Source organism: Actinomadura sp. 21ATH (assembly GCF_041951345.1).
Taxonomy (GTDB): domain Bacteria; phylum Actinomycetota; class Actinomycetes; order Streptosporangiales; family Streptosporangiaceae; genus Spirillospora.
Genome location: NZ_JBGNUR010000025.1, coordinates 16382 through 38128, shown reverse-complemented (window position 1 = coordinate 38128; position 21747 = coordinate 16382). Strand labels below are relative to the sequence as shown.

The following is a 21747-nucleotide window of genomic DNA, read 5'->3' as shown; positions in this document are numbered from 1 at the left end:
AATGACAGTGTCACTATCGGGGCATGGAGAGCACGTGGACCATCGCGGAACTGGCGGAGCGGGCCGTCGAGGCCCTTTCCGCCGGCGACTCCGTGCAGGTCAACGGCCGGGTGCGGGACATGCCGAACGAGCGGCTGATCCGCTGGTACACCACCATCGGGCTGGTCGACCCGCCCTCGGGCCGCCGCGGGCGCACCGCCCTGTACGGCCCGCGCCACCTCCGCCAGCTCGTCGCCGTCAAGCGCCGCCAGGCCGAGGGCCGCACCATCGCCCAGATCCAGGCGGAGCTGGCGGGCGCGACCGACACCCACCTCAGCCGCATCGCCGCCCTCCCCGCACCCGGCCCCGCCCCCGCAGCGGCACCCCCGCCGCTTGAGGCACCCGCCGCCGCGCCCAGCCTCGGCCGTTCCCGCTTCTGGACGCCCGCGGCCGCCCCCTCTACGGCCGCCCCCACATCAGCGTTCGACGGCGGCGGGGCAGTACCGCGGCCTCCGGTCGTCCAGGGGGTGCGGCTCGCGGACGGGCTCACGCTCCTGCTGGACGTCCCCGCGCTCGGCGACGACGACCTCGCCGCCATCACGGCGGCCGCCGGACCGCTACTGGAGGAGCTACGGCGGCGCGGCCTGATCGAACCCGCTTCGCCCCCACCGCCCGAAACCCCTCCCACGGAGGCCCTTCCCACCGACATGGCGCCCCCTCGCGCCACGTCCGCCGACGCCGCGCCCGACGACCCATCCGGGAGTTCACAGTGACCGTTCGCATCGATCCTCTTCCCGAGACCGCCGTACCGCCGGCCCCCGACGAGGGCGGGCTGGGCGCGCTGAGCACCGGGCGGGGCAACCTGCCCCTCGACAGCGTCGACGTGCGCGCGAGCATCGCCGGCCTGGCGGCCGGCATCGAGGTGGAGCAGGGGTTCCGCAACCCGTACGACGAGCCCCTGGAAGCGACCTACATCTTCCCGCTGCCGGCCCGCGCGGCCGTGACCGCGCTCCGGATGGAGGCCGCCGACCGGGTGATCGACGGCGTCCTCAAGGAGCGCGGCCAGGCCCGCCAGGACTACGACACCGCCATCGCCGCCGGGCGGCGGGCCGCCATCGCCGAGGAGGACCGGCCCGACGTCTTCACGATGCGGGTGGGCAACATCCTGCCGGGCGAGCGCGTGACCGTGCGGCTCACGCTGAACCAGCCGCTGCCGTACGAGGACGGCGCGGCCACGTTCCGGTTCCCGCTGGTCGTGGCGCCGCGCTACGTTCCGGGCGCGCCGCTCGACGGCGAGCAGGCCGGGGCGGGCGTGCGGGCCGACACCGACGCGGCGCCGGACGCCTCGCGGATCAGCCCGCCGGTGCTGCTGCCGGGCTTCCCCGACCCGGTACGGCTGTCGATCGCCGTGGACGTCGACCCGGCCGGCCTGGAACTCGCCGGGATCCAGTCGGCGCTCCACGTCGTGACCGAGGACACCGGGGACGCCGGAGACACCGGGGACACCGCGGGAGGGCGCACGAGCATCCGGCTGCACCCCGGAGAGCGGCTGAACCGCGACTTCATCCTGCGCCTGGCGTACGCCTCCCCGGACGCCCCCGCCCTGGCCGTCACCCCGGACACGGAAGGCGACGAGGGGACGTTCACGCTGACCGTCCTCCCCAGCGGCGAGAGCCGTCCGGCGCCCCGGGACGTCGTGCTGATCCTCGACCGCTCGGGCAGCATGCACGGCTGGAAGATGGTCGCGGCGCGGCGCGCGGCCGGGCGGATCGTCGACACGCTGACGGGCGCGGACAGGTTCGCGGTGCTGTCGTTCGACAACGTCGTCGAGCGCCCGCGCGATCTCGGGTACGGGCTCGCCGAGGGGACCGACCGCAACCGGTTCCGGGCGGTCGAGCACCTGGCCGGGCTCGGCGCGCGCGGCGGCACCGAGATGCTCGCACCGCTGGAGGAGGCGTGCGGGCTGCTCGCCGACCCCGGCCGTGACCGGGTGCTCGTCCTCATCACCGACGGCCAGATCGCGAACGAGGACCAGATCCTGGCCCGGCTCCGGCCCCGGCTGGAGGGCGTGCGCGTACACACGGTCGGCATCGACCGCGCCGTGAACGCCGGGTTCCTGCACCGCCTGGCCGAGGCCGGGAACGGGCGCTGCGAGCTCGTCGAGTCCGAGGACCGGCTGGACGAGGCCATGGAGGCCGTCCACCACCGCATCGGGTCCCCGCTGGTCACCGGGCTGCGGCTGGCGGCCGCGGGGCTGGAGATCGTTCCGGACACGGTGGCGCCGCGCCGCATCGGCGCCCTGTACCCGGGCGTCCCGCTCGTCGTCTCCGGCCGCTACCGCGGTGCCCCGTCCGGCGGTATCACCGTGCGGGGATCGGCCGGCGGCACGGGCTGGGAGCGGCACGCCACCGCCACGCGGGCGGACTCTCCCGCGGCGGGCGCCGTCTGGGCCCGCGCGCACCTGCGCGACCTGGAGGACCGGTACGCGACGGGCGGCCCCGCCGACCTGGAGCGGCGGATCATCGACACGTCGCTGCGCTTCGGCGTCCTGTGCCGCTTCACCGCGTTCGTCGCCGTGGACGGCCGGGTCGTCGCCGAGGGCGGGCGGCCGCACCAGGTCGTCCAGCCGGTCGAGGCCCCCGACGGCTGGGGGGCGGCCCCGGCCTTCGGTGCCGCGCCGGCGGCGATGCCGATGGCGGTTCGCGCGGCGGCCCCGGCGCCTCCCGGCTACGGCGGTCCGCCGCCCGCGCCGATGGGCCGGGCGGCGTACGACGCGGCGGACGACCTCGACGTCCCCGACTTCCTGGCCGGCGGGACGGACCTCGCCCAGTCCGCGCCGCCGCCCCCGCCCGCCGCGCCGGCCCCGCAGGGCGGGAGCGCCCGGGGCGCGGCCCGCACCGGCGGTCCCGGCCGTCCCGGCGGCCCGCCGCGCCTGCGCCGCCCGGAGCCCGCGTCCGAGGACAAGGCGCGCGAGGCGCTGCGCGACCTTCTCCAAGACCTCCGGGCCGGGCGCCTGGGGCGGCATCGCGACCGCACGGACTTCCTGACCGCGGCGGCGCTGCCCGCCCTGGCCGAGGCGCTCCGTTCCCTGGAGTCCGCCGGCGGCGCCGACCCGGTGGCGCTCGCCCCCCTCCGCGCCCTCGCGCGGGAGCTCCAGGAACTGCGCGACCGGATCGACCCCGCCATCGCCCGTCCCGCCGGCGAGGCCGACGCCGTGTGGGAGCGCGCGATCCAGACCCTGGCCGCGTTCCTGGGGGACGCCCCCGCCCCCGAGCAGCCGAGGGGAACGACCCGGCGCGCCTTCTGGAAGCGCTCGTGACCCCGTGACGTGACACGGTCGCGGCCGTACGGCCGACGCACGGCGAGGGCGCCCTTCCTGAGTAGAAGGGCGCCCTCGTTCAGTGTTCGGGCAGCGGGCAGGAGGCCGTCAGGCGTGCTGCGGCCGGTGGCGGCGGCGCAGCAGGAGCGGCACGACGTTCAGGGCCAGCCCGACGAGCGCGATGGCGGTGACCAGGTTGACGCCGGGGTGGAACGGGCCGAAGTCCGTCCCGCCGCCCGTGCCGGTGTGGGAGCCGCCCGCGACCAGGGCCGTGACCAGGGCCAGCACCAGCGCGGCACCGGCCTGGGCGGAGGTGTGCACCAGCCCGGAGGCCAGGCCCTGCTCGGAGTCGTCGATGCCGTCGGTGGCCTGCGCCATGATGGAGCTGAACCCGAACGCGAACCCGCCGCCGAGCAGCAGCATCGCGGGCAGGATCGTGACCGTGTAGTCCGGCGAGTTCCCGGCGGTGGCCAGGAACCACACGTACCCGAGGCTCAGGGACGCCATCGAGGCGAGGATGAGGCGCGGCGTCCCGTACCGGTCGATCAGGCGGCCGACGAACGGGGACGCGAACGCCACCAGCAGCCCGGCCGGGAGCAGGCCGAGGGCCATCTCCAGCGGCGACCAGTGCAGGACGTCCTGGAGGTAGAGCGTCATCATGAACTGGAAGCTGAGGTACGACCCGAACAGCGCGATGATGCTCAGGTTGGCCCGGACGATCGAGCCCGCCCGCAGGATCCCGAGGCGGACCAGCGGGTGCGCGACCCGCTTCTCGGTGGCGACGAAGCCGGCGAGCAGCGCGACGGCCAGCACCATCGAGCCCACGGTGAGCGGGTCGAGCCAGCCGCGTTCGGGCGCGGAGACGACGGTGTAGACGGCGAGCAGCATGCCGCCGGTGAGGGTGACGGCGCCGACGAGGTCGTGGCCGCCGCCGGCGGCGGGACGGTCCCGCGGGATCAGCGCGTAACCCGCGACCAGCGCCAGGATCGCCAGCGGCACGGGGGTCAGGAACGTCCAGCGCCAGCCGAAGCTGGTGAGGAGCCCGCCCAGGATCAGCCCGGACGAGTAGCCGCTGGCGCCGAAGACGGAGAAGACCGACAGCGCCCGGTTGCGGGCCGGTCCCTCGTGGAACGTGGTGGTCAGGATGGACAGGGCGGTCGGCGCGGTGAACGCGGCGGCCAGGCCCTTGACGAAGCGGGTGGCGATGAGCAGCGCGCCGTTGTCGACGAGTCCGCCGATGAGGGACGCGATCGCGAACACGGCCAGGGCGATCAGGAAGACGCGGCGCCGTCCGAGCAGGTCGGCGGTGCGGCCGCCGAGGAGGAGCAGGCCGCCGTACCCGAGGACGTAGCCGTTCACGATCCACTGCAGCGCGGTGGTCGACAGGCCGAGTTCGGCGCCGATGGACGGCAGCGCGACGCCCACCATGGACACGTCGAGCCCGTCCAGGAACAGCACGGCGCACAGCACGGCGAGGACGCCCCAGAGGCGCGGCGTCCACGTCTGCTCGTTCCGTCCGGCCGGCCGGGCGGCCGCTGAAGCGGGTGGGGTCTCGGTGATAGTCACGGCGGAGGACATTACATGCACACGCATCCAATGTCTACGCACTTAATGCAGATGCATCTAATGCGAGCGCATGTTAGGATGCCCGCCATGGAGTTGGTGGACCGGTGGCGGTCGCTGCTGACCTGCTACAACGAGATCGCGTGCCATCTGGACCGCGAGCTTCAGGCGTCCCACGGGATCACGATGAGCGAGTTCGAGACCCTCGACCGGCTCGTCGAGACCGCCTGCGACGACTGCCGCATGCAGGACCTCCAGTCCGGCATGTACCTCAGCCAGAGCGCCCTCTCCCGCACGGTCGCCCGCCTGGAGAAGCACGGCCTGGCCGAGCGCACGATGTGCGCGGCCGACCGGCGCGGCGTGTTCGTCAAGATCACCGACGCCGGCCGCGACCTGCACGCGCGGGCCCGCGAGACCCACCTCGCCATCCTCGCCGAGCACCTGGACCGGGCGCCGGCCGACGCCTGAGCACGCCCCGGCCGTCCCGGCACGGGCGGAAGTGCGGAGGGCGCGAGCGACGGGGCCGCAAGCGGGCTCGCGCCCTCCGCACGCCTTGCGGTCAGCCGGTGGCGAAGGCCGCCAGCTCGACCGAGATCCGTTCCGGCCGCCCGCCGTTCTGGACGGCCGCCGCGGTCAGCACGTCGAGGTGCTGGTAACCGGGCGCGACCACCTGCTTCACGCCCTCCCGCGGCTCCGGCGGCGGCAGCACGCCGTCCCCGGCCAGCAGCAGGATCGTCGGGTTCGCGGCGATCCCGCCGGCATGCACCGCGTCCTCGTGCTCGCCGAACGCGATGTCGGTGACCAGCCGGGTCGGGAAGTAGTCCTCGGTGAAGTCCAGCGGATGCTCCGCGAGGCTCCGCGCCAGCTGCCCGATGTCGGTCACCTCGTCGGCCGCCGTCGTGAACGGCTTCCCGTCCCTGCCCTTGTGGACCGGATCGTCCGGGGCGCCCACGCGGTCGTAGTTGCGCCACGTGTAGAGCGGCCCGCCCGGCTCGTCCGGGATCGCCTTCCTGCCGGTGCCGACCAGGCGCTTCAGCGGCTCCAGCGGCGGCAGCCCGGCCAGGTCGTTCGGCAGCGGGAAGTCCTTGTCGGCGATCCGCCCGCCGTCGAAGAACCCCACGCTCGTCTGGACGAACCCCAGCGGCACCGAGTTGTCGTCCATCAGCCCGCCCAGCGCCGCCTCGTTGCTGAACCGGAAGTCGCGCACGGTCGGCGTCCCCCTCAGGAACGTCGCGTAGTCCTTGGAGAACAGCACCCGGTACGTGGTGTCCTGGTTGAAGCTCGCCGGGATGTACGTGGACAGGTCGGACTCCCCGTCCGGATCGTTGCGCGCCGCGAGGCCCGCGATGGCCAGCAGGTTCATGGTCTCGGCGTTGATCACCGCGGGTGCCGACAGGGTCCGCGGGATGATCCCCAGCTCCAGCCCGAGCCGGATCAGGTCCGGGGTCGTCCCCTCTTCGGGGAGCACGTTGGACGGTACGAGCCGTTCCAGCCCGATGCCGCCCGCCTGGATCCGGCTGTCGAGCGCGAAATACCCCGAGCACTGGTTGTGGCCCGCGTCGGCCGTCGTCGAATGGTCACCGTCGAAATCCCAGACGGCGAAGAATCCGGTCACCATGCCGCCGAGGGAATGGCCGCCGCAGAGCACCTTCTCCTTGCGCACGGCCGGGTCGGGCAGTTCCCTGCGCATCAGCTCGTACTGGTCGCGGACGGTCCGCTCGATACCGACGTCCTGAAGGAAGCGGACCTGGTCGTTGCCGAGATAGCCGGCGAACGTGCGACCGCCGACGGGCTTCTTCCGGTAGTAGTAGTCGACGGCCAGATGGGCGTCGCGGGCCGCGAGTCCCGCCCGTACCCCGGTGTTGTCCTCAAGGCAGTTGGAACGGCGGTCCAGGGCCCACAACTCCACGTACCGGCCCTTCCCGGCCGCCGCGACGATCGTGTTGCGCGCGACGCCGTCGAACGCCGCGGCCCCTTCGAGCACGCCGGGCTGCGCGACGAGGATCCGGTCCGCGCGGGCGGCCTCCGCGGGCCCGTTCCGGTGCCGGAACCGCAGGTACGACACCCAGTCGCACTCCGGCGGATGCCCGGTTCCCGGAAGCGGGATCCGCAGCCGCACGACCGACTCCACCACCTCCCGGACCGGCGATGAGGTGGCGACCGGCGTCTCCACCCGCGTCGTCGCGTACCCGGGCACCGCCAGGCCGGCGACGGCGAGCACGACCGCGCCGGCCAGGGTGGTCCGTCTTCGAGGGGCCATGGCCGTTCCTCCCGCTCGACGGAGCTTTACTCTGAAGTAAAGCCCGCCCGGCCCCTAGGGTTAACGGCGTGGGCGACAAACTTCCGGCCCGTACTCCACGGCGAAGCACACGTTCGCGCCCCACCGACGGGCAACTCCTCGACGCGGCCCGCGCCGTCTTCGCCGAACACGGCTACGAGCGCGCCACCATGGGCGCCATCGCCGCGCGCGCCGACTCCACCAAACCCACCCTGTACGCCCATTTCGGCGACAAGGCGGCGCTGTACCGCGCCGCCCTCGCCCGCGAAGGCGACCGCCTCCGCGCCTGGGTCACCGACGCCTACGCCTCGGCCGCCGGCCGGCCCGTCGACCAGCGCGTCCACGCCTACGTGATGGCGCTGTTCACGTTCGCCGCCGCCCACCCCGAGGGCTTCCGGATCCTCTTCGACGACCGTGCCCCCGGCGACCTCGGCCCCGTACGGGAACGGATCGCCGGCACCATCACCGATGCCGTCGCCGCGCAGATCCGCGACCACCTCGCCGCCGAGGGCCGCCCGCCCGGCCCCAGCGCCGGCCTCCTCGCCGCCATGCTCGTCGGCATGACCGGCAAGGCCGCCGCCCACGCCCTCCGCGCCGGGCTCGACCCGCTCGCGGCCGGCGAACTCACCGCCCGCGTCGTCATGGCCGCCCTCCACCACCTCGACCCGGGCGCACTAGACCTCGTCGACACCTGACGCGATCTTCAGCAGCACCGCCGCGTGGCAGACGTCCGGCCGCCCCTCCTCCGGCAGCGGGCACCAGCACGCCAGATCCCGCCCCTTGAGCTCGCGCCGGATCTCCTCGTCCCCCGGGTAGCCGATCTTGTCGGTCCAGTCCGGCGGCGGGTCCCGCCGGACCCGGATGTACTCGGTGAACCGCGCGACCGACTCCTCCCGGGTCATCCCCTTGCCGATCCGCCACGGGTTGCCCCACCGGGACGGCCGCGCCACCACGACGGCGCCCTCGGGCTTGCGCCACCCCTTCGTCCGCTGGAGCCGGATCCGCTCCGCCACCGCACACCTCCGTCCCGCCGGTACGCACCCCCTCGTACCCACCGGCCGCGGGAAGTTCACGCCGTACCGCCGCACACCTCCACGATCCGCCCCTCCGGATCCCGCAGCACCCGCCGCCCCTCCCCGTCCCCCAGCACGAACCCCAGCCGTACCGCCCCGGTCCGCTTCTCCTCCGTCGCCGGATAGAGCTCGAACACGCCCCCGCCAGGAAGAACGGCGGCGTAATGCACGGGCCCGCCCCCATGCCGCTCCCGAGCGAACTCCAGCCCGAGCCCGCCATAGAAATCCACGCAAGCCTCAAGATCCTGCACATAAACAACCACCAGCGAGACCATTTCCCACCTCCCCGACAGCGCCGCCCGGACGATCCGCGGCGCACCGGCCCGCCGCCTTACCTGCCGTCGCGCTCCAGCAGCAGATCGGCGGCGCGGACCAGAACGTCGACCCGGGCACGCCCCTCATGGTCGGCCGTAATGGAATGGTGGGCGATCGCCACGCAGAACGCGATGAAGCCGCGCGCCTCGACCTCGTCCGGATCCTCGCAGAACGTGCCGATCATCTCGCGCAGCAGGTCCATCCGCCGGTTGTCCACCCGCCGCAGCCGGGCGGCGACCGCCTCGTCCCGCCGGGCCCAGACCCGTACCGCCATGTCGATCGGCAGCAGCCGGTCACCGGAGAACGTGAGCATCCCCGCCCGATGGATCTTGGCCTTCGCGTCGCCGCCCTCGCGCTCGACCTGCTCGATCACCTCGTCGGTGCTCTCCCGTTCCCAGGCGTCGAGCATCGCCTCCAGCAGCGCGTCGCGGTCGGCGAAATACCCGTAGAACCCGCCCTTGGTGACGCCGAGCCGCTTGGCCAGCACCTCGACCCTGACGGCGTCCGGACCGCCGTCGGCCAGCACCCGCAGCCCCTCCTCCACCCACTTCCCACGCGGTACGCGAGCGGCTCCCACGTTGTGCCCCACCTCACTCCGCCATCGAATATACGGAACCGTATATCCGGTCTAGTCTCGCCTTATACGCGAGCGTATAGAAAGGCGGCAGCGGCCGATGAAGCTTCCTCGCACGGCACACACCGAGCGGCCATGGCGGATCCACGACCTCGCCCGCGACTTCGAGACCGAGGACGTGTGGTCGTTCCGCACCCCCGGCGCCGGACCCGACGACTTCCCCGCCATGCTCGCCGCGATGCGCACCGGCGGCGGCTTCGCCAACCAGAGCCTCCCCGTCCGCCTCCTTTTCGCCATCCGCTGGAAACTGGGCGCCCTACTCGGCTGGGACAAGGACAAGGCCGGCCTCGGAACGCGCGTCACCCCGCTCCGCGACCGCACCCCGCCCGACCTCCGCGCGACCGTCGACGGGGCGTCCGACGGCAGCCCGTTCACCCCGGTCTACGAACTCCCCGACGAGGCCGCCCGCGAACTCGCGAACAGGACCGTCCACACGATCATGCATCTGGGCTGGGTGCCGTCCGGCGACGGCGACCACGAACTCCGGATGGCCGTCCTGGTCAAGCCGAACGGCCGCTTCGGACGGCTCTACATGGCCCTCATCGCCCCGTTCCGCTACCTGATCGTCTACCCGGCCCTGACCCGCCAATGGGAGCGCGCCTGGCGCGACCGGTGACCGCTCCACGGCGCGCCCGATGGGCTACGGTCGGCCGATGCACGCCGCCCTGTTCCTGCTCTCGGCCGTGGCACTGGCTCTCCTGCTGCTGCTCGCCCTGGTGATCTACGGATGGCTCGCGGTCCGCAACCAGCGCAGGATCCTGGAGGCACTGCGCCGCAACGGCCCCGCGTTCCTGTGCCGTCCAACGCTCGGCATGCGGCACGTGGCCGGATTCATCCTCAGCGTCGACCAGAACGCGGTCACCCTGTGGAGGGTCGGGCTCGGTCGCCCAGCGCCGCTGCGGTCCTTTCCCAGCGCCGGCGCCACGGTCGCCCCGGCCACGGTGAGGGTCAACGCCGCACGCAGGACGTCCGGGCTGTCCGTCGTCTCCACCGCCGGAGAACGCGTGGACGTCGCCATCTACCCGGACCCGACGATGGCGTACTCGTCACCCGCCGACGGCGCTTTCCTCGACCTCGTCAACGACAGGATCCGCGAGCACCTGACACGTTGACGGGCTCCCCGCGCTCATCGGGCCGGCACGGCGACTCCCGAAACGCCCTGTCAGCAAGCGCCCGCAAGCAAAAGGCCCCCTCCCGAACTGGGAGAGGGCCTCTGGCCTGGAGCCGCCTATCGGAATCGAACCGATGACCTGTTCATTACGAGTGAACCGCTCTGCCGACTGAGCTAAGGCGGCGTTCGCCGTACGAGGACGGCGGGCAGCAGTCTACCGGGTCTTGGGGAGTGCGTGCATCAGCGGCAGACCGTGCCGTCCGCGGGCGGCTTCGTGGTGACCAGGTAGCGGTCGGTGGCCCTGCTGATGCAGGGGTTGGCCTGGAGGTACGCGGTGTGGCCGTCGCCCTCCAGGGTGAGGAGGACGCCGGAGTCCAGCTGGGAGGCGAGGCTCTGGGACCACTTGTACGGGGTGGCCGGGTCGCGGGTGGTGCCGATCACGACGATGGGGGCCGCGCCCTTGGCGGTGATGGCCTGGGGCCGCTCCTTGGTCTGGACGGGCCAGTAGACGCAGGGCAGGCCGCCCCAGACGACGAAGGGGCCGAACTGCGGGGACGCCTTCGTGGCGGTGCCCACGTACCTCTCGTAGCCGGCCAGATCCGCGGGGTTGGGCTTGTCCACGCAGTTGACGGCCATGTTGGCGGCGGTCTGGTTGCTGTACGAGCCGTCCTCCTTGCGCTCGACCATCTGGTCGGCGAGGACCATGAGGAGGGTGCCGTCGTTCTGGTTGGCGGCCTGGTCGATGGCCTGGCGCAGGAGATTCCAGGTCTCCTTGGCGTAGAGGGCGGTCGCGATGCCCGTGGCGGCCCAGGACTCGGTGACCTTGCGGGTGTCGCGGCGCTGCGGCAGCGGCGCCCTGTCCAGCTTGGCGAGGAAGTCCGAGACGTAGTCGACCGCTTCGTCCTCGGTCTTGCCGAGGGGGCAGTCGGCGCGCTTGACGCAGTCGGCGGCGAACGCGCGGAACGCGGTCTCGAAGCCCTTGGCCTGCTCGACGAGCGTCTGCGTCGAGGACACCTTGGGGTCGACCGCGCCGTCCAGGACGAGCGCGCGGACGTTCTTGGGGAACTGCTGGGCGTAGAACGCTCCCAGGTACGTGCCGTACGAGGCGCCGTAGTACGTCATCTTCGCGTCGCCCACCGCGGCGCGCAGGATGTCCATGTCGCGGGCGGCGTTGACGGTGCCGACGTACGGGAGGCTGGCGGACGAGTTGTTCCGGCACGCCTGGACGAAGTTCCTGCTCTCAGCGGCGAGCGTGTCGACCTCCTGCCGGTCGTCAGGGGACGAGTCGGTACTGAAGTACTTGTCGAGGCGCGGGCCGTCCATGCATTTCACGGGGTCGCTGGCGCCCACGCCGCGGGGGTCGAAGCCGACGATGTCGAACCGTTCCTGCAGGTCCTTGCCGAAGCCCGCGGCGGCCTGCCGGATGAAGTCGACGCCCGAACCGCCCGGGCCGCCCGGGTTGGTGAACAGCGATCCGATGCGCTGGGCCTTGTTCTTGGCGGGCTGGCGGATGAGGGCGATGCGCATCTTCCCGCCGGCGGGCTTGGTGTAGTCCAGCGGGACCTCGGCCTTGGCGCACTGGAAGCCGCCCCCGCAGTCGGACCAGGCCAACCGCTGCTTGTAGAACGCGTCCGTTCCCGCGGGCGATCCGGCCGGTGGCGTCTTGGGGGACGCTTCGGGCCGCTCGGCGGCGTCGCTGCACCCCATGGCGGCCAGCGTCAGCGCCATCGTCACGCCGATCACACTCGTTGCGCGCACCTGGTCGTCCCGTCTGTCGTCCCCGGCAGTAGGCCCACGCTACGTCCCGGCGCGAGAGGGATTCCAGCGGCGCTCCGGTCACCGCCCGTATTCGTCGCGTCAGGGAGTCCGCCGTGCGGGAAAGGGAGTTGACGCGCGAGCAAGTTGATCTATATGTTCGGCGGCGATGATGTCCTTCCTGTGATCAGTTGGCGCGCCGCCGCGTCGAGCCCTGCTCCGCCGCCCTCGCGCCCCATCCGCGCACCTGCCCCTTGCAGCCCGTTCCGGGACGGTTCTGGCGTGCGCGGATTCGCCTCCATCGTTCGTTCTGACGGCCTGGCCGAGAACAGGAGGGCGCTCTTCATGCGCACTCGCCAACTGGCACTCACCGACATCACCAAGCGGTACGACGACCGCGCCGTGCTCGACCGCGTCTCGTTCACCGTCAAGCCCGGCGAGAAGGTCGGCGTCATCGGGGACAACGGCTCCGGGAAGTCCACCCTGCTGAAGATCATCGCCGGGGAGGTCCGGCCGGACGGCGGGGAGGCGGCCGTCGTCGCGCCCGGCGGGGTCGGCTACCTGGCGCAGACGCTGGAGCTCCCGGCCACCGCGAGCGTCGGCGACGCCATCGACGCCGCCCTCGCCGACCTGCGCGACCTCGAAGCGCGGATGCGGCGGGCCGAGGCCGACCTGTCCGAGGACGGCCTCGAAGCGTACGGCGAGCTCGTCGCGCGCTTCGAGGCCCGCGGCGGGTACGAGGCGGACGCGAGGGTCGACATCGCCCTGCACGGCCTCGGCCTGCCCGGCCTCGACCGGGAACGGCCGCTCGGAACGCTGTCCGGAGGCGAACGGTCGCGGCTGGCGCTGGCGGCCACGCTCGCCTCGTCCCCGGAGCTGCTGCTGCTCGACGAGCCGACCAACGACCTGGACGACCAGGCCGTCACCTGGCTCGAACGGCACCTCAGGGCGCACCGCGGCACCGTCATCGCGATCACCCACGACCGGGTGTTCCTCGACCGGGTCACCTCGACGATCCTCGAGGTGGACTCCGGCGCGGTGACCCGCTTCGGCAACGGCTTCGACGGCTACCTCGCCGCCAAGGCCGCCGACCGGCGCCGCCGCCTGCGGGAGTACGAGGACTGGCGGAACGAGCTCGCGCGCAACCGGCGCCTCGTGGAGAGGAACGTCGTACGCCTGGACGCCATCCCGCGCAAGCTGCCGCTGGCCGTCTTCGCGGCCGGCCCGTTCCGCGCGCGAGGCCGCGGGCACGGCGCGATGAGCCGGATCCGCAACGCCAAGCAGCGCGTCGAGAGCCTGACCGGCGCGCCCGTCCAGGCACCCCCCGACCCGCTGCACTTCAGGGCACGACTCGCCCCAACCCACGCCGAAGACAGGAGCGCGCCACAGACCGAGTCCGACACCGCCGCAGAGCCGGCCACGCACCACGACAGCGCGGGTGTGTTGCGGGCGGAGCTCGGTGACGTGCGGGTGGACGGCCGTCTTCACATCCCCGGCCTGCGTATCAATGCCGGGGAGCGGCTGCTCGTCACCGGGCCGAACGGGGCCGGGAAGACCACGCTCATGCGCGTCCTGGCGGGCGAACTGCGGCCGGACGCGGGCTCCGTACGGGTGACGGGGCGGGTAGGTCTCCTGCGCCAGGAGGAGTCCGCGTGGAGTCCCGGGCTGACCGTGCTCCAGGCGTTCGCGGCGGGCCGGGGCGGCGTGCCCGAGGAGCGCGCGGAGGAGCTGCTGTCGCTGGGCCTGTTCCGGCCCGGTGACCTGCGGCGGCGGATCGGCGAGCTGTCGTACGGGCAGCGCCGCCGGATCGAGCTGGCCCGCCTGGTGAGCGACCCGGTCGACCTGCTGCTGCTCGACGAGCCGACCAACCACCTGTCCCCGGCACTGGTGGAGGAACTGGAGGACGCCCTGGCGATGTACGAGGGGGCGCTGGTGGTGGTCACGCACGACCGCCGGATGCGTTCCCGCTTCACCGGCTCCCGCCTGGAGCTCCGCGGCGGCCGCCCGTTCGAGGCGGCCGCCGCGTAAAGCGGTCGGAGCGGGTCCCGGCCGGGCGCGCCGGCCGGGACCTGGCGGGTGGGCGGGGTTCCGGAGATCTGGATGAGAGAGCCGGGTGGTGTTGTTCACCTCACATGAGCTCTTCACAACCGCGCGTCGAGCAGAGCGCCAAGAGGGTCCGGGCCTACCTGGGCGGCCGGCTGGTGGCGGACACCACGCGGCCGTCGCTGGTCTGGGAGATCCCGTACTACCCGACGTACTACGTGCCGATCGCCGACATCCGGGCGAAGCTGGTGGACGAGCGCGAGGACGGTGACGACACCGTCTACACGGTCAGCGTGGACGGCGCGGAGGCGGCGGGCGCGGCGCGCCGGACCGCCGCGCTGCCCGAGCTGGTACGGCTGGACTGGGACGCGATGGGGTCCTGGTTCGAGGAGGACGAGGAGGTGTTCGCCCATCCGCGCGACCCGCATCACCGGGTCGACGTGCTGGCCTCGTCCCGGCACGTGCGGATCGAGGTGGACGGAGTGACGGTGGCGGAGTCGAGCAGCCCGCGCCTGCTGTTCGAGACGGGCCTCCCGGTGCGCTACTACCTGCCGAAGACGCATGTCCGGCTGGATCTGCTGGAGCCGACGGACTCGGTCACGCGCTGCCCGTACAAGGGCGAGGCCCGCTACTGGTCGGTGCTCGGGAAGAGGGATCTGGCCTGGTCGTACCCGGCGCCGCTGCCCGAGAGCCAGAACGTGGCCGGGCTGGTGTGCTTCTACGACGAGAAGGTCGACGTGTTCGTGGACGGCGTGCGGCAGGAGCGGCCGGTCACCCCGTTCTGACAAAAGCAGAACCCCGCTTTATCAACGGGCATTACACCAAGCACTGTTACATCGTGCGATGGTGTGATGCCCGTCGCTTTTGCGGGCTCCCCCCTTCCGATCGGACCTACTCGACCGTAAGTTACGGAAGCGTAAGTTACCGCGCCACGGGGAGGCCCTGTTGAGCACTCCGATACGGCGGCTGGCCGGCGCCGCGCGCCGCCTCACCACCCCGCTGCTGCCCGAGGACTACCTCACGCTGATCAACCCGCTGTGGTCCGCCGCCGACCCGCGCGGCCGGATCGAGGCCGTCAGGCACGAGGCGCCCGGCGCGGCGTCCCTCCTGATCAGGCCGGGTACGGGCTGGCCCGGACACCGTCCCGGCCAGTGGCTGAAGGTCGGCGTGGACCTCGACGGCGTGCGGCACTGGCGGACGTTCTCGCTGTCCTCACCGCCCCGCTCCGACGGGCGGCTGACCATCACGGTCAAGGCGGCCGGCCGGGTGTCCCGGCATCTGGTGCACGCGATCCGGCCCGGAACGATCATCCGTATCTCGCCCGCCGAGGGCGACTTCGTGCTGCCCGATCCCGTGCCGGAGCGGCTGCTGTTCCTGACCGCGGGCAGCGGGATCACGCCGGTGATGGCGATGCTCCGCCGGCTGGCCCGCGGCGGGATGCCCGACACGGTGCTGATCCACTCGGCCCGTACCGAGGACGAGGTGATCTTCGGCGCCGAGCTGCGCGGGCTGGCCCGGCGCGTCCCGGCCTTCCGGCTGCACGAGCGCCACACCGCCGTCCACGGCCGCGTCAAGCCCGCCGAGCTGGACGACCTGTGCCCCGGCTGGGCCGAGCGCGAGACCTGGGCCTGCGGGCCCGCCGCGATGCTGGACGAGATCGCGGCGCACTGGCCCGCGGACGGCGGGCGGCTGCACGTCGAGCGGTTCCAGCCCGTGCTGAACGCCGCCGGAGGCGGGGAAGGCACGGAAGGCGCGGAGGGCGGCCGCGTCCGGTTCACCGCCAGCGGCGTCGAGACCGAGGCGGGCGGCGCGACCCCGCTGCTGACCGCCGGGGAGGACGCCGGCGCGCTGCTGCCGAGCGGCTGCCGGATGGGCATCTGCCACAGCTGCGTCGGCCGCCTGCGTTCCGGCCGGGTCCGCGATCTGCGTACCGGCCGGGTGCACGGCGAGGAGGGCGACATCGTCCAGACCTGCGTCTCGGCCGCCGCCGGCGCCGTGGAGATCGAACTCTGAACCAGGGGGAACGACATGACCGACATCTCGCATCTCACCCCGGCCGACTACGAGGCGATCGGCCGCGAGCTGGACGCCCTCCGCGACGAGGTCTTCGCCGATCTGGGCGAGGCCGACGCCGCGTACATCCGGCGGGTCATCCGCTGGCAGCGCGGGCTGGAGATCGGCGGCCGGGCGCTGCTGATGGCCTCCTCGCTGCCGCCCGCCTGGATCGCCGGGACCGCGACGCTGGCCGCCGCCAAGATCCTGGAGAACATGGAGATCGGCCACAACGTCATGCACGGCCAGTGGGACTGGATGCGCGACCCGAAGATCCACTCCACCACCTGGGAGTGGGACAACGTCTCGCCCGCCGAGCAGTGGAAGCACTCCCACAACGTCGTGCACCACACGTTCACGAACATCCTCGGCATGGACAAGGACGTCGGCTACGGCATCCTGCGCGTCACGCCCGAGCAGCGGTGGCACCCCGCGAACCTGCCGCAGCCGCTCTACAACGTGCTGCTGGCGATGTTCTTCGAGTACGGCGTCGCGGTGCACGACCTCGAGATCGACAAGATCATGGCGGGCGAGAACGACCCCGAGGAGACCAGGGCGAAGCTGCGCGCGATCGGCCGCAAGATCCGCCGCCAGTGGGGCAAGGACTACCTCGCGTTCCCGCTGCTGAGCGGCCCGCAGTTCGCGCAGACCCTCGCCGCCAACTTCACCGCGAACGTCCTCCGCAACGTGTGGGCGCACATGATCATCTTCTGTGGCCACTTCCCCGGCGACGTGGAGGTCTTCGAGGAGGAGCGGCTCGACGGCGAGACCAGGGGCGAATGGTACGTCCGGCAGCTCCTCGGCTCGGTCAACATCAGCGGCGGCAAGGCGCTGCACCTGATGAGCGGCAACCTCAGCCACCAGATCGAGCACCACCTGTTCCCCGACATGCCCAGCAACCGGCACGCCCAGATCGCGCCGCGCGTCCGCGCCCTGTGCGAGAAGTACGGCCTCCCGTACCACACCGGCCCCCTCGCCCGGCAGGTCGGCAGCACCTGGAAGAAGATCGTCCGGTACGCGTTCCCCGGCCCGCGCGGCGTCGTGGCCGGGCCGCGCCCGAAGGCGGAGCGTTCCGTCGCGGCGTGATCCCGCGGCGTCCCGGAGACATCGGCTGACATAAGGCGACATGGCGTGCCGCCGTCCCGTCCTTGGGGCGGCGGCACGCCGTGTGCTGCGGCGACGAGCCGTTCCCTGTGCCCACAATGGGCTTCGCCCCTCGCCAAGCAGCAGGAGAACGCCTTGCCCGAGACGCCGCCCGTGCCGCCGCCTCCCGCCCCCGAAGGCGCCGCCTCCTGGACCGAGTACACCGCCGCCCTCCGCGCCCTCTACGCGTGGTGCGGCTCCCCGAAGTACCGCGCCCTCTGCGGGCGCACCCCCGGCCTCTCCCCCGCCGCGGTCTCCACCCTCATCGGCAGGAACCCCCTGACCCGCCCTCCGGAGACCGCCACGGCCCGCTTCACCGAGGCGTGCCTGCGCTACGGGGCCCACCCTGACGTCGAGATCGAGCAGGCCCGCTGGACGGCCCAATGGAAGACCCTGAACCGACCCGACTCCGCGGACGCGGCCGAGCATCACGCCGGCACGCCCGAGGACCAGACGCAGAGCGCGGACGCAACGCCTGGAGAGACGCAGCGCACGGGCGCGGACCCCGGAGAGGCGCAATGCACGGACGTAGAGCCGGGAGGGGCGCAGGGCACGGGCACAGAGCCTGGAGAAGTGGAGGGCGCGGGCGCGGAGCCTGAGGTGCGGGGCGCGGGCGCGGACGAAGAAGGTCGAGGCGAGGACGAGGGGACGGCGCGGCCAGCAGTCCCGGCCGGCCGGAGTGCCGGGCGGCGGGTCGCTCTGGGCGGGGTCGTGGGGCTCACCGCGGCGGCGCTCGCGGGAGGCGTGGTGGCGTTCGTGGCGGCGCCCGGGGAGCCCGCGCCGGGCCCCGCGGCGGGCTGCCGCCATCTGCGGGGGACCATCGAGGACGTGCGGACGGGCCGTACATGGGCGCACCTCTTCCAGTGCCCGAACGTGCCGGGAACGGACGTGTACCTGGAGGCGCGGGCGGGCGACAGGGTCGGGTTCCTCGACACCGATCCGAGCTGGTTCGTCTGCTGGGTGCGGGGCGGGCGGCACCGGGGCGGGAACGACGTCTGGTACTACACGCAGGGGGACCGGCCGAGCGGCCGGGCGGGGCTCAAGGCGTGGGGGTACGTGCCCGCGTCGGCGCTGCACGTGGCGCGCCACCCGGACCCGGCGATCACCGAGGAGTGCCCGTTCTAGCGCTGTGACCTGCCGTTTCGCTGTTCTGAACGGTCTTTGAACAACCGGACGCGCCGGCGCCCGAACCACTCCCCGTGAGCGGTGTCTAACTTCCTGCGGGTATCGAGGGCGCCCGGTACCCGGCACGACACCCCGCACCGGCGCCGAAGGCAGGAGACCGCCGCGGAGAGGGTGACGGACGGGGTGAGGGCGACGGACGGGATGACCGATCGGGTGCTGTTTCAGATGCTGGGCCCGCTGCGCGCCGGAACGGAGCGGGGACCGGTGGACATCGGCGGCGACCGGGCCAGGGTCGTCCTGGCGGCGCTGCTGCTGGAGCCGGGACGGGTGGTGCCGGTCGGGCGGCTGGTCGAGGCGGTGTGGGACGAGCGGCCGCCCGCCTCCGCGCGCACGCAGATCGCGATCGCCGTGTCGGGGCTGCGGCGGGCGTTCCGGGACGCGGGCTGCGCGCGCCAGGTGATCGAGACCGTCCGGCCGGGGTACCGGATCCCGCCGGGCGCGGGGACGATCGACGCGCTGGAGGCCGAGCGCGAGGTGCTGCGGGCGCGGGAGGCGGCGCGGGCGGGGCGGCGCGAGGAGGCGGCACGGCGGTTCCGGGCCGCGCTGGCGCGCTGGGACGGGCCGGTGCTCGCGGGCCTCGACCGGGTCGCGATCTCGGCGGGCGCGCTGCGCTGGGAGGAACTGCGGCTGGCGGCCGTCGAGGAGGCGGCCGAGGTCGAGCTGGCCCTCGGCCGCCACCACGAGCTCGTCGGCGCGCTTCTGGGGCCGGTCGCCGCGCATCCGTACCGGGAGCGGCTGCGGGCGATGCTGATGACGGCGCTGGCGCGCGCGGGCCGGCAGAGCGAGGCCCTCGGCGTCTACCGGGACGGCCGGCGCGTCCTGGCCGAGGAGCTGGGCCTGGAGCCGGGACGCGAGCTGCGCGGGCTGCACGAGGCGATCCTGCGCGACGATCCGGCGGTGTACGCCCGGGACGTCCCGGACTTCCCGAACATCCCGAACGCCCCGGAACCGGCGCGGCCCGCACCGGCGAAGCGCTCCGGACGTACGGGCCGGTGCGCCGGGACGGGCCGCCGCGGGCGCGGCACGGGCGGGCCCCGGCGCCCGGCCCGCCCGTACCACTGACCCGCGCGCCCCGCCTGCGGCCCGCGGCCCGCGTTACCGGACCCAGCGGTGGGAGCGGATCACCAGGTCACCGGCGGAGATCGGTCCCGGCGTGACCGGGAGCGGGTCGGTCACCACGTCGGTGTAGTTCGCCCCGTGGAAGAACTCGACCCGGTTGAGCGGATCGCCGGTGTGGCCGTTGTTCCAGACGGTGTTGACCCTGAAGCCGTGCGGGCGGCACTGGACGTCGCCGCCCTGCCAGTCGGGATCGTCGCCGCTCCAGTTGCAGCGGACGCCGGTCGCGTCGGGGCCGCTCCACACGCACACGTCGCCCTTGGGGCAGGTCGCGTCGGTGGTGCGCGGCGCGCTCGCGGCGGCGAGCGCGGCCGTGGGCGCCGCGGCGGCGGCGAGCCCCGCCGCCAGCGTCCCGGCGAGGAGGCCGAGCGTGATCTTGGACATGTTCCCCTCCGTTCGTCCGAACCGGACGGGAAAAGCCTAGGGAGGGGGCGTTATCGATCCGTTATCTCCGTTATCCGAGTGCCTGCATCACCGGGACGAACAGCCGCGACGGGTCGCCCTCCAAAGGGTCGCCGTACTCCATGAGGGTCGTGCTGAAGCTGGCGGTGAGGCCGCGCTCCCGCGCCCACTCGATCAGTTCGGGATGCCGGTGGTCGACATCGAGCCGTACCGGCCCGGTCGTCCGGAGCAGCGCCTCCACCAGGCCGATCGCGGTCGGCGCGTCCCGCGCGATGACCGGGCCGGCCAGCAGCTGGTCGCCGTTGCTCCACGCGCCGCCGAAGCCGGCCAGCTCGCCGGAGCCGTCGCGGACGACGCGGAAGTCCTCGCAGAAGGCCGGGAAGCGCCGGTACAGCTCGTCGCGCGGCGCCCCGAACACCTCCGTGTCGAGCGCGATGACGTCCGCGATATCAGCGGATGCGAAGGGCAGTGACTCGATCCGCGGCTCGGTGAGTTCCGGCAGCTCGCCCGTATAGCTGGTGCACTGGCCGACTCCGCGGAAACCGAGCCTCTCGTAGAGGACTCGCCCGTACTCCGTGGCGGTCAAGCAGGCGCTCACGGTCTCGCGCTCCTCCAGCGCGTGCCGCATCAGCCGCCCGCCGAGGCCGCGCCGCTCGTGGCGGGAGGCGACGAGCACCATGCTGACGGCCGAGACGACCTTCCCGTGCGGCGTGGACACCACCGTGCCGGCGAGCCCGCCGTGCTCGCGGTCGTCCAGCCCGTACACGGTGCCGAGGTCGAACAGCAGCCGCCACTTGCGCTCCTCGCGCGCCCAGGAACGGTCCTGGGCGAGGTCCAGGCAGGCCGCCAGGTCGTCCTCAGCGTTGAGCCGCCTGATCGGTCCGTCGACCATCTACGCCCGTTCCCCCTGTTCCTCTGGGTTTCCCTCTGGGTTCCCGTCGCCGTGCATGGCGTCGTGCTGCTTGCGGGGCGAGCAGACCGAAGCGGAGGGGCACGAGCAGCGCCCTCCGCTGTTGAGGCGGACGCTGACACTGTCGGACGGCACGTTCCGCCCGACCACCTGGCCCGGCCCGTTGGGCGTGTCGACGCGCGCGCCCAGCGCGGGCATGCGCTCGTGCGCCTTCACGTACAAGGGGTGCTCGTACTTCAGGCAGCACATCAGCCGCCCGCACGCGCCGGCGATCCGCAGCGGGTTGACGGGGAGGTCCTGCTCCTTGGCCATCCGTACCGACACCGGCTCGAAGTCCTTGAGGAACGTCGCGCAGCACAGATCGCGCCCGCACGGGCCGATCCCTCCTTGCAGGCGCGCCTCGTCGCGCGGACCGACCTGGCGGAGCTCGACGCGTGCCTTGATGTTGCGGGCCAGGTCGCGGACCAGCGCGCGGAAGTCCACCCGGTGCGGCGCCGAGAAGTAGATCTTGAAGACGTTCTCGGTGTCGAGGTAGTCGACGCCGATCACCTTCATCGGCAGCTCGTGCTTGCGGATCAGGCGCTTGGCGATGGACCGGCCCTCGGCGCGGCGCCGCCGGTTCTCCTCGTCCCGCGCCAGATGCTCGTCCGTCGCGGGACCGTCGCACACCGGCAGCCCGTCGATGTCGTCCGAGACCCACTGCGGCGCCCAGACGCACTCGGCGACCTCCGGCCCGGCGTCGGTCGGGACCAGCACCCGGTCCCCCACACGGGGCGAGTGGGGGCCGGGGTCGAGGTAGTAGAGGCGCCCGTAGCGGGTGAAGCTTACGGCCATCACCATGCCCACGGTTCCGCTCCATTCGCCCGGTT

General features: G+C 73.0%; 21 protein-coding genes and 1 tRNA gene. 12 read left to right on the top strand and 10 right to left on the bottom strand.

What is annotated here, in order from left to right:
* Positions 1-23 precede the first annotated feature (23 nt).
* Together ACA361_RS39100 and ACA361_RS39095 are read left to right on the top strand one after the other, a co-directional pair.
* Positions 24-752 carry a MerR family transcriptional regulator gene (locus tag ACA361_RS39100; protein ID WP_375020190.1) on the top strand — a complete coding sequence of 243 codons (729 nt, stop codon included), beginning with the start codon at positions 24-26 and terminating at the stop codon, positions 750-752.
* Entirely contained in the window at positions 749-3298 is a 2550-nt protein-coding gene (locus ACA361_RS39095; protein WP_375020189.1) for a VIT domain-containing protein, read from the top strand. Before ACA361_RS39100 ends, ACA361_RS39095 begins: the two co-directional genes overlap by 4 nt.
* A 108-nt stretch (positions 3299-3406) precedes the next feature.
* Here ACA361_RS39095 and ACA361_RS39090 read toward each other — a convergent pair whose 3' ends face one another.
* The gene (locus tag ACA361_RS39090) at positions 3407-4864 is read right to left on the bottom strand and encodes an MFS transporter (protein ID WP_375020188.1); all 1458 of its coding nucleotides are present in this window, start codon (positions 4862-4864) and stop codon (positions 3407-3409) included.
* A gap of 87 nt (positions 4865-4951) precedes the next feature.
* Between ACA361_RS39090 and ACA361_RS39085 the strand changes: the two genes are divergently transcribed.
* Positions 4952-5329: a MarR family winged helix-turn-helix transcriptional regulator gene (locus tag ACA361_RS39085; RefSeq protein ID WP_375020187.1), complete on the top strand. Its 378-nt coding sequence runs from the start codon at positions 4952-4954 to the stop codon at positions 5327-5329.
* Between the two features lie 91 nt (positions 5330-5420).
* Here the strand turns inward: ACA361_RS39085 and ACA361_RS39080 are convergent, their stop codons facing one another.
* Positions 5421-7121, bottom strand: a complete 1701-nt coding sequence (locus ACA361_RS39080; RefSeq protein WP_375020186.1) for a hypothetical protein — start codon at positions 7119-7121, stop codon at positions 5421-5423.
* A 68-nt stretch (positions 7122-7189) separates the two neighbouring features.
* Here ACA361_RS39080 and ACA361_RS39075 point away from each other — a divergent pair, with 68 nt between their 5' ends.
* A complete protein-coding gene (locus ACA361_RS39075; RefSeq protein ID WP_375020185.1) occupies positions 7190-7834 on the top strand; it encodes a TetR/AcrR family transcriptional regulator in 645 nt (214 codons plus the stop codon).
* Here ACA361_RS39075 and ACA361_RS39070 read toward each other — a convergent pair.
* From ACA361_RS39070 to ACA361_RS39060, 3 genes are read right to left on the bottom strand one after another with little or no spacing between them, the layout of a single operon-like run.
* Positions 7814-8152, bottom strand: coding sequence for a DUF4326 domain-containing protein (locus ACA361_RS39070; RefSeq protein ID WP_375020184.1), 339 nt, complete (start codon positions 8150-8152; stop codon positions 7814-7816). The two genes, ACA361_RS39075 and ACA361_RS39070, sit on opposite strands and share 21 nt — an antisense overlap.
* 56 nt (positions 8153-8208) lie before the next feature.
* Positions 8209-8487 carry a VOC family protein gene (locus ACA361_RS39065; RefSeq protein WP_375020183.1) on the bottom strand — a complete coding sequence of 93 codons (279 nt, stop codon included), beginning with the start codon at positions 8485-8487 and terminating at the stop codon, positions 8209-8211.
* A gap of 56 nt (positions 8488-8543) precedes the next feature.
* Entirely contained in the window at positions 8544-9104 is a 561-nt protein-coding gene (locus ACA361_RS39060) for a TetR/AcrR family transcriptional regulator (RefSeq protein WP_375020182.1), read from the bottom strand.
* A gap of 97 nt (positions 9105-9201) precedes the next feature.
* On the opposite strand from ACA361_RS39060, the gene ACA361_RS39055 reads away from it, so the two are divergent.
* Both ACA361_RS39055 and ACA361_RS39050 read left to right on the top strand, forming a co-directional pair.
* The gene (locus ACA361_RS39055; protein WP_375020181.1) at positions 9202-9777 is read left to right on the top strand and encodes a DUF2867 domain-containing protein; all 576 of its coding nucleotides are present in this window, start codon (positions 9202-9204) and stop codon (positions 9775-9777) included.
* A gap of 37 nt (positions 9778-9814) precedes the next feature.
* On the top strand, positions 9815-10273 hold the full coding sequence (locus ACA361_RS39050; RefSeq protein ID WP_375020180.1) for a hypothetical protein: 459 nt from the start codon (positions 9815-9817) through the stop codon (positions 10271-10273).
* A 107-nt stretch (positions 10274-10380) separates the two neighbouring features.
* On the opposite strand, the gene ACA361_RS39045 is transcribed toward ACA361_RS39050, so the two are convergent.
* Positions 10381-10456: transfer RNA gene (locus tag ACA361_RS39045), tRNA-Thr, on the bottom strand.
* Positions 10457-10512: 56 nt separating this feature from the next.
* Positions 10513-12030, bottom strand: coding sequence for an alpha/beta hydrolase (locus tag ACA361_RS39040; RefSeq protein WP_375020179.1), 1518 nt, complete (start codon positions 12028-12030; stop codon positions 10513-10515).
* Between the two features lie 342 nt (positions 12031-12372).
* Between ACA361_RS39040 and ACA361_RS39035 the strand changes: the two genes are divergently transcribed.
* From ACA361_RS39035 to ACA361_RS39010, 6 genes are all read left to right on the top strand, one after another.
* Entirely contained in the window at positions 12373-14055 is a 1683-nt protein-coding gene (locus ACA361_RS39035; RefSeq protein WP_375020178.1) for a TlrC/CarA/OleB/SrmB family ABC-F type ribosomal protection protein, read from the top strand.
* Between the two features lie 104 nt (positions 14056-14159).
* Positions 14160-14855: a DUF427 domain-containing protein gene (locus ACA361_RS39030; protein WP_375020177.1), complete on the top strand. Its 696-nt coding sequence runs from the start codon at positions 14160-14162 to the stop codon at positions 14853-14855.
* 160 nt (positions 14856-15015) lie between these two features.
* Positions 15016-16083: a ferredoxin reductase gene (locus tag ACA361_RS39025; RefSeq protein WP_375020176.1), complete on the top strand. Its 1068-nt coding sequence runs from the start codon at positions 15016-15018 to the stop codon at positions 16081-16083.
* A gap of 15 nt (positions 16084-16098) precedes the next feature.
* Positions 16099-17208 (top strand): fatty acid desaturase family protein, encoded by a 1110-nt coding sequence (locus tag ACA361_RS39020; RefSeq protein ID WP_375020175.1) that lies wholly within the window; start codon positions 16099-16101, stop codon positions 17206-17208.
* 153 nt (positions 17209-17361) lie between these two features.
* Positions 17362-18390, top strand: a complete 1029-nt coding sequence (locus ACA361_RS39015) for a hypothetical protein (RefSeq protein ID WP_375020174.1) — start codon at positions 17362-17364, stop codon at positions 18388-18390.
* 213 nt (positions 18391-18603) lie between these two features.
* A complete protein-coding gene (locus ACA361_RS39010; RefSeq protein WP_375020173.1) occupies positions 18604-19512 on the top strand; it encodes a BTAD domain-containing putative transcriptional regulator in 909 nt (302 codons plus the stop codon).
* Positions 19513-19545: 33 nt separating this feature from the next.
* On the opposite strand, the gene ACA361_RS39005 is transcribed toward ACA361_RS39010, so the two are convergent.
* The 3 genes from ACA361_RS39005 to ACA361_RS38995 form a co-directional block, all read right to left on the bottom strand.
* Positions 19546-19950 carry a peptidase inhibitor family I36 protein gene (locus ACA361_RS39005; RefSeq protein ID WP_375020171.1) on the bottom strand — a complete coding sequence of 135 codons (405 nt, stop codon included), beginning with the start codon at positions 19948-19950 and terminating at the stop codon, positions 19546-19548.
* A 70-nt stretch (positions 19951-20020) separates the two neighbouring features.
* Positions 20021-20860 (bottom strand): GNAT family N-acetyltransferase, encoded by an 840-nt coding sequence (locus tag ACA361_RS39000; RefSeq protein ID WP_375020170.1) that lies wholly within the window; start codon positions 20858-20860, stop codon positions 20021-20023.
* Positions 20861-21718 (bottom strand): stage 0 sporulation family protein, encoded by an 858-nt coding sequence (locus ACA361_RS38995; protein WP_375020230.1) that lies wholly within the window; start codon positions 21716-21718, stop codon positions 20861-20863.
* Positions 21719-21747 lie beyond the last annotated feature (29 nt).

Excerpts from the sequence above, each read along its gene's own strand:
- ACA361_RS39100 (WP_375020190.1), top strand. The coding sequence starts at position 24 with ATGGAGAGCACGTGGACCATCGCGGAACTGGCGGAGCGGGCCGTCGAG.
- ACA361_RS39080 (WP_375020186.1), bottom strand. The coding sequence starts at position 7,121 with ATGGCCCCTCGAAGACGGACCACCCTGGCCGGCGCGGTCGTGCTCGCC.
- ACA361_RS39000 (WP_375020170.1), bottom strand. The coding sequence starts at position 20,860 with ATGGTCGACGGACCGATCAGGCGGCTCAACGCTGAGGACGACCTGGCG.
- ACA361_RS39085 (WP_375020187.1), top strand. The coding sequence starts at position 4,952 with ATGGAGTTGGTGGACCGGTGGCGGTCGCTGCTGACCTGCTACAACGAG.
- ACA361_RS39035 (WP_375020178.1), top strand. The coding sequence starts at position 12,373 with ATGCGCACTCGCCAACTGGCACTCACCGACATCACCAAGCGGTACGAC.
- ACA361_RS39005 (WP_375020171.1), bottom strand. The coding sequence starts at position 19,950 with ATGTCCAAGATCACGCTCGGCCTCCTCGCCGGGACGCTGGCGGCGGGG.
- ACA361_RS39065 (WP_375020183.1), bottom strand. The coding sequence starts at position 8,487 with ATGGTCTCGCTGGTGGTTGTTTATGTGCAGGATCTTGAGGCTTGCGTG.
- ACA361_RS39055 (WP_375020181.1), top strand. The coding sequence starts at position 9,202 with ATGAAGCTTCCTCGCACGGCACACACCGAGCGGCCATGGCGGATCCAC.
- ACA361_RS39050 (WP_375020180.1), top strand. The coding sequence starts at position 9,815 with ATGCACGCCGCCCTGTTCCTGCTCTCGGCCGTGGCACTGGCTCTCCTG.
- ACA361_RS39030 (WP_375020177.1), top strand. The coding sequence starts at position 14,160 with ATGAGCTCTTCACAACCGCGCGTCGAGCAGAGCGCCAAGAGGGTCCGG.
- ACA361_RS38995 (WP_375020230.1), bottom strand. The coding sequence starts at position 21,718 with ATGGTGATGGCCGTAAGCTTCACCCGCTACGGGCGCCTCTACTACCTC.
- ACA361_RS39020 (WP_375020175.1), top strand. The coding sequence starts at position 16,099 with ATGACCGACATCTCGCATCTCACCCCGGCCGACTACGAGGCGATCGGC.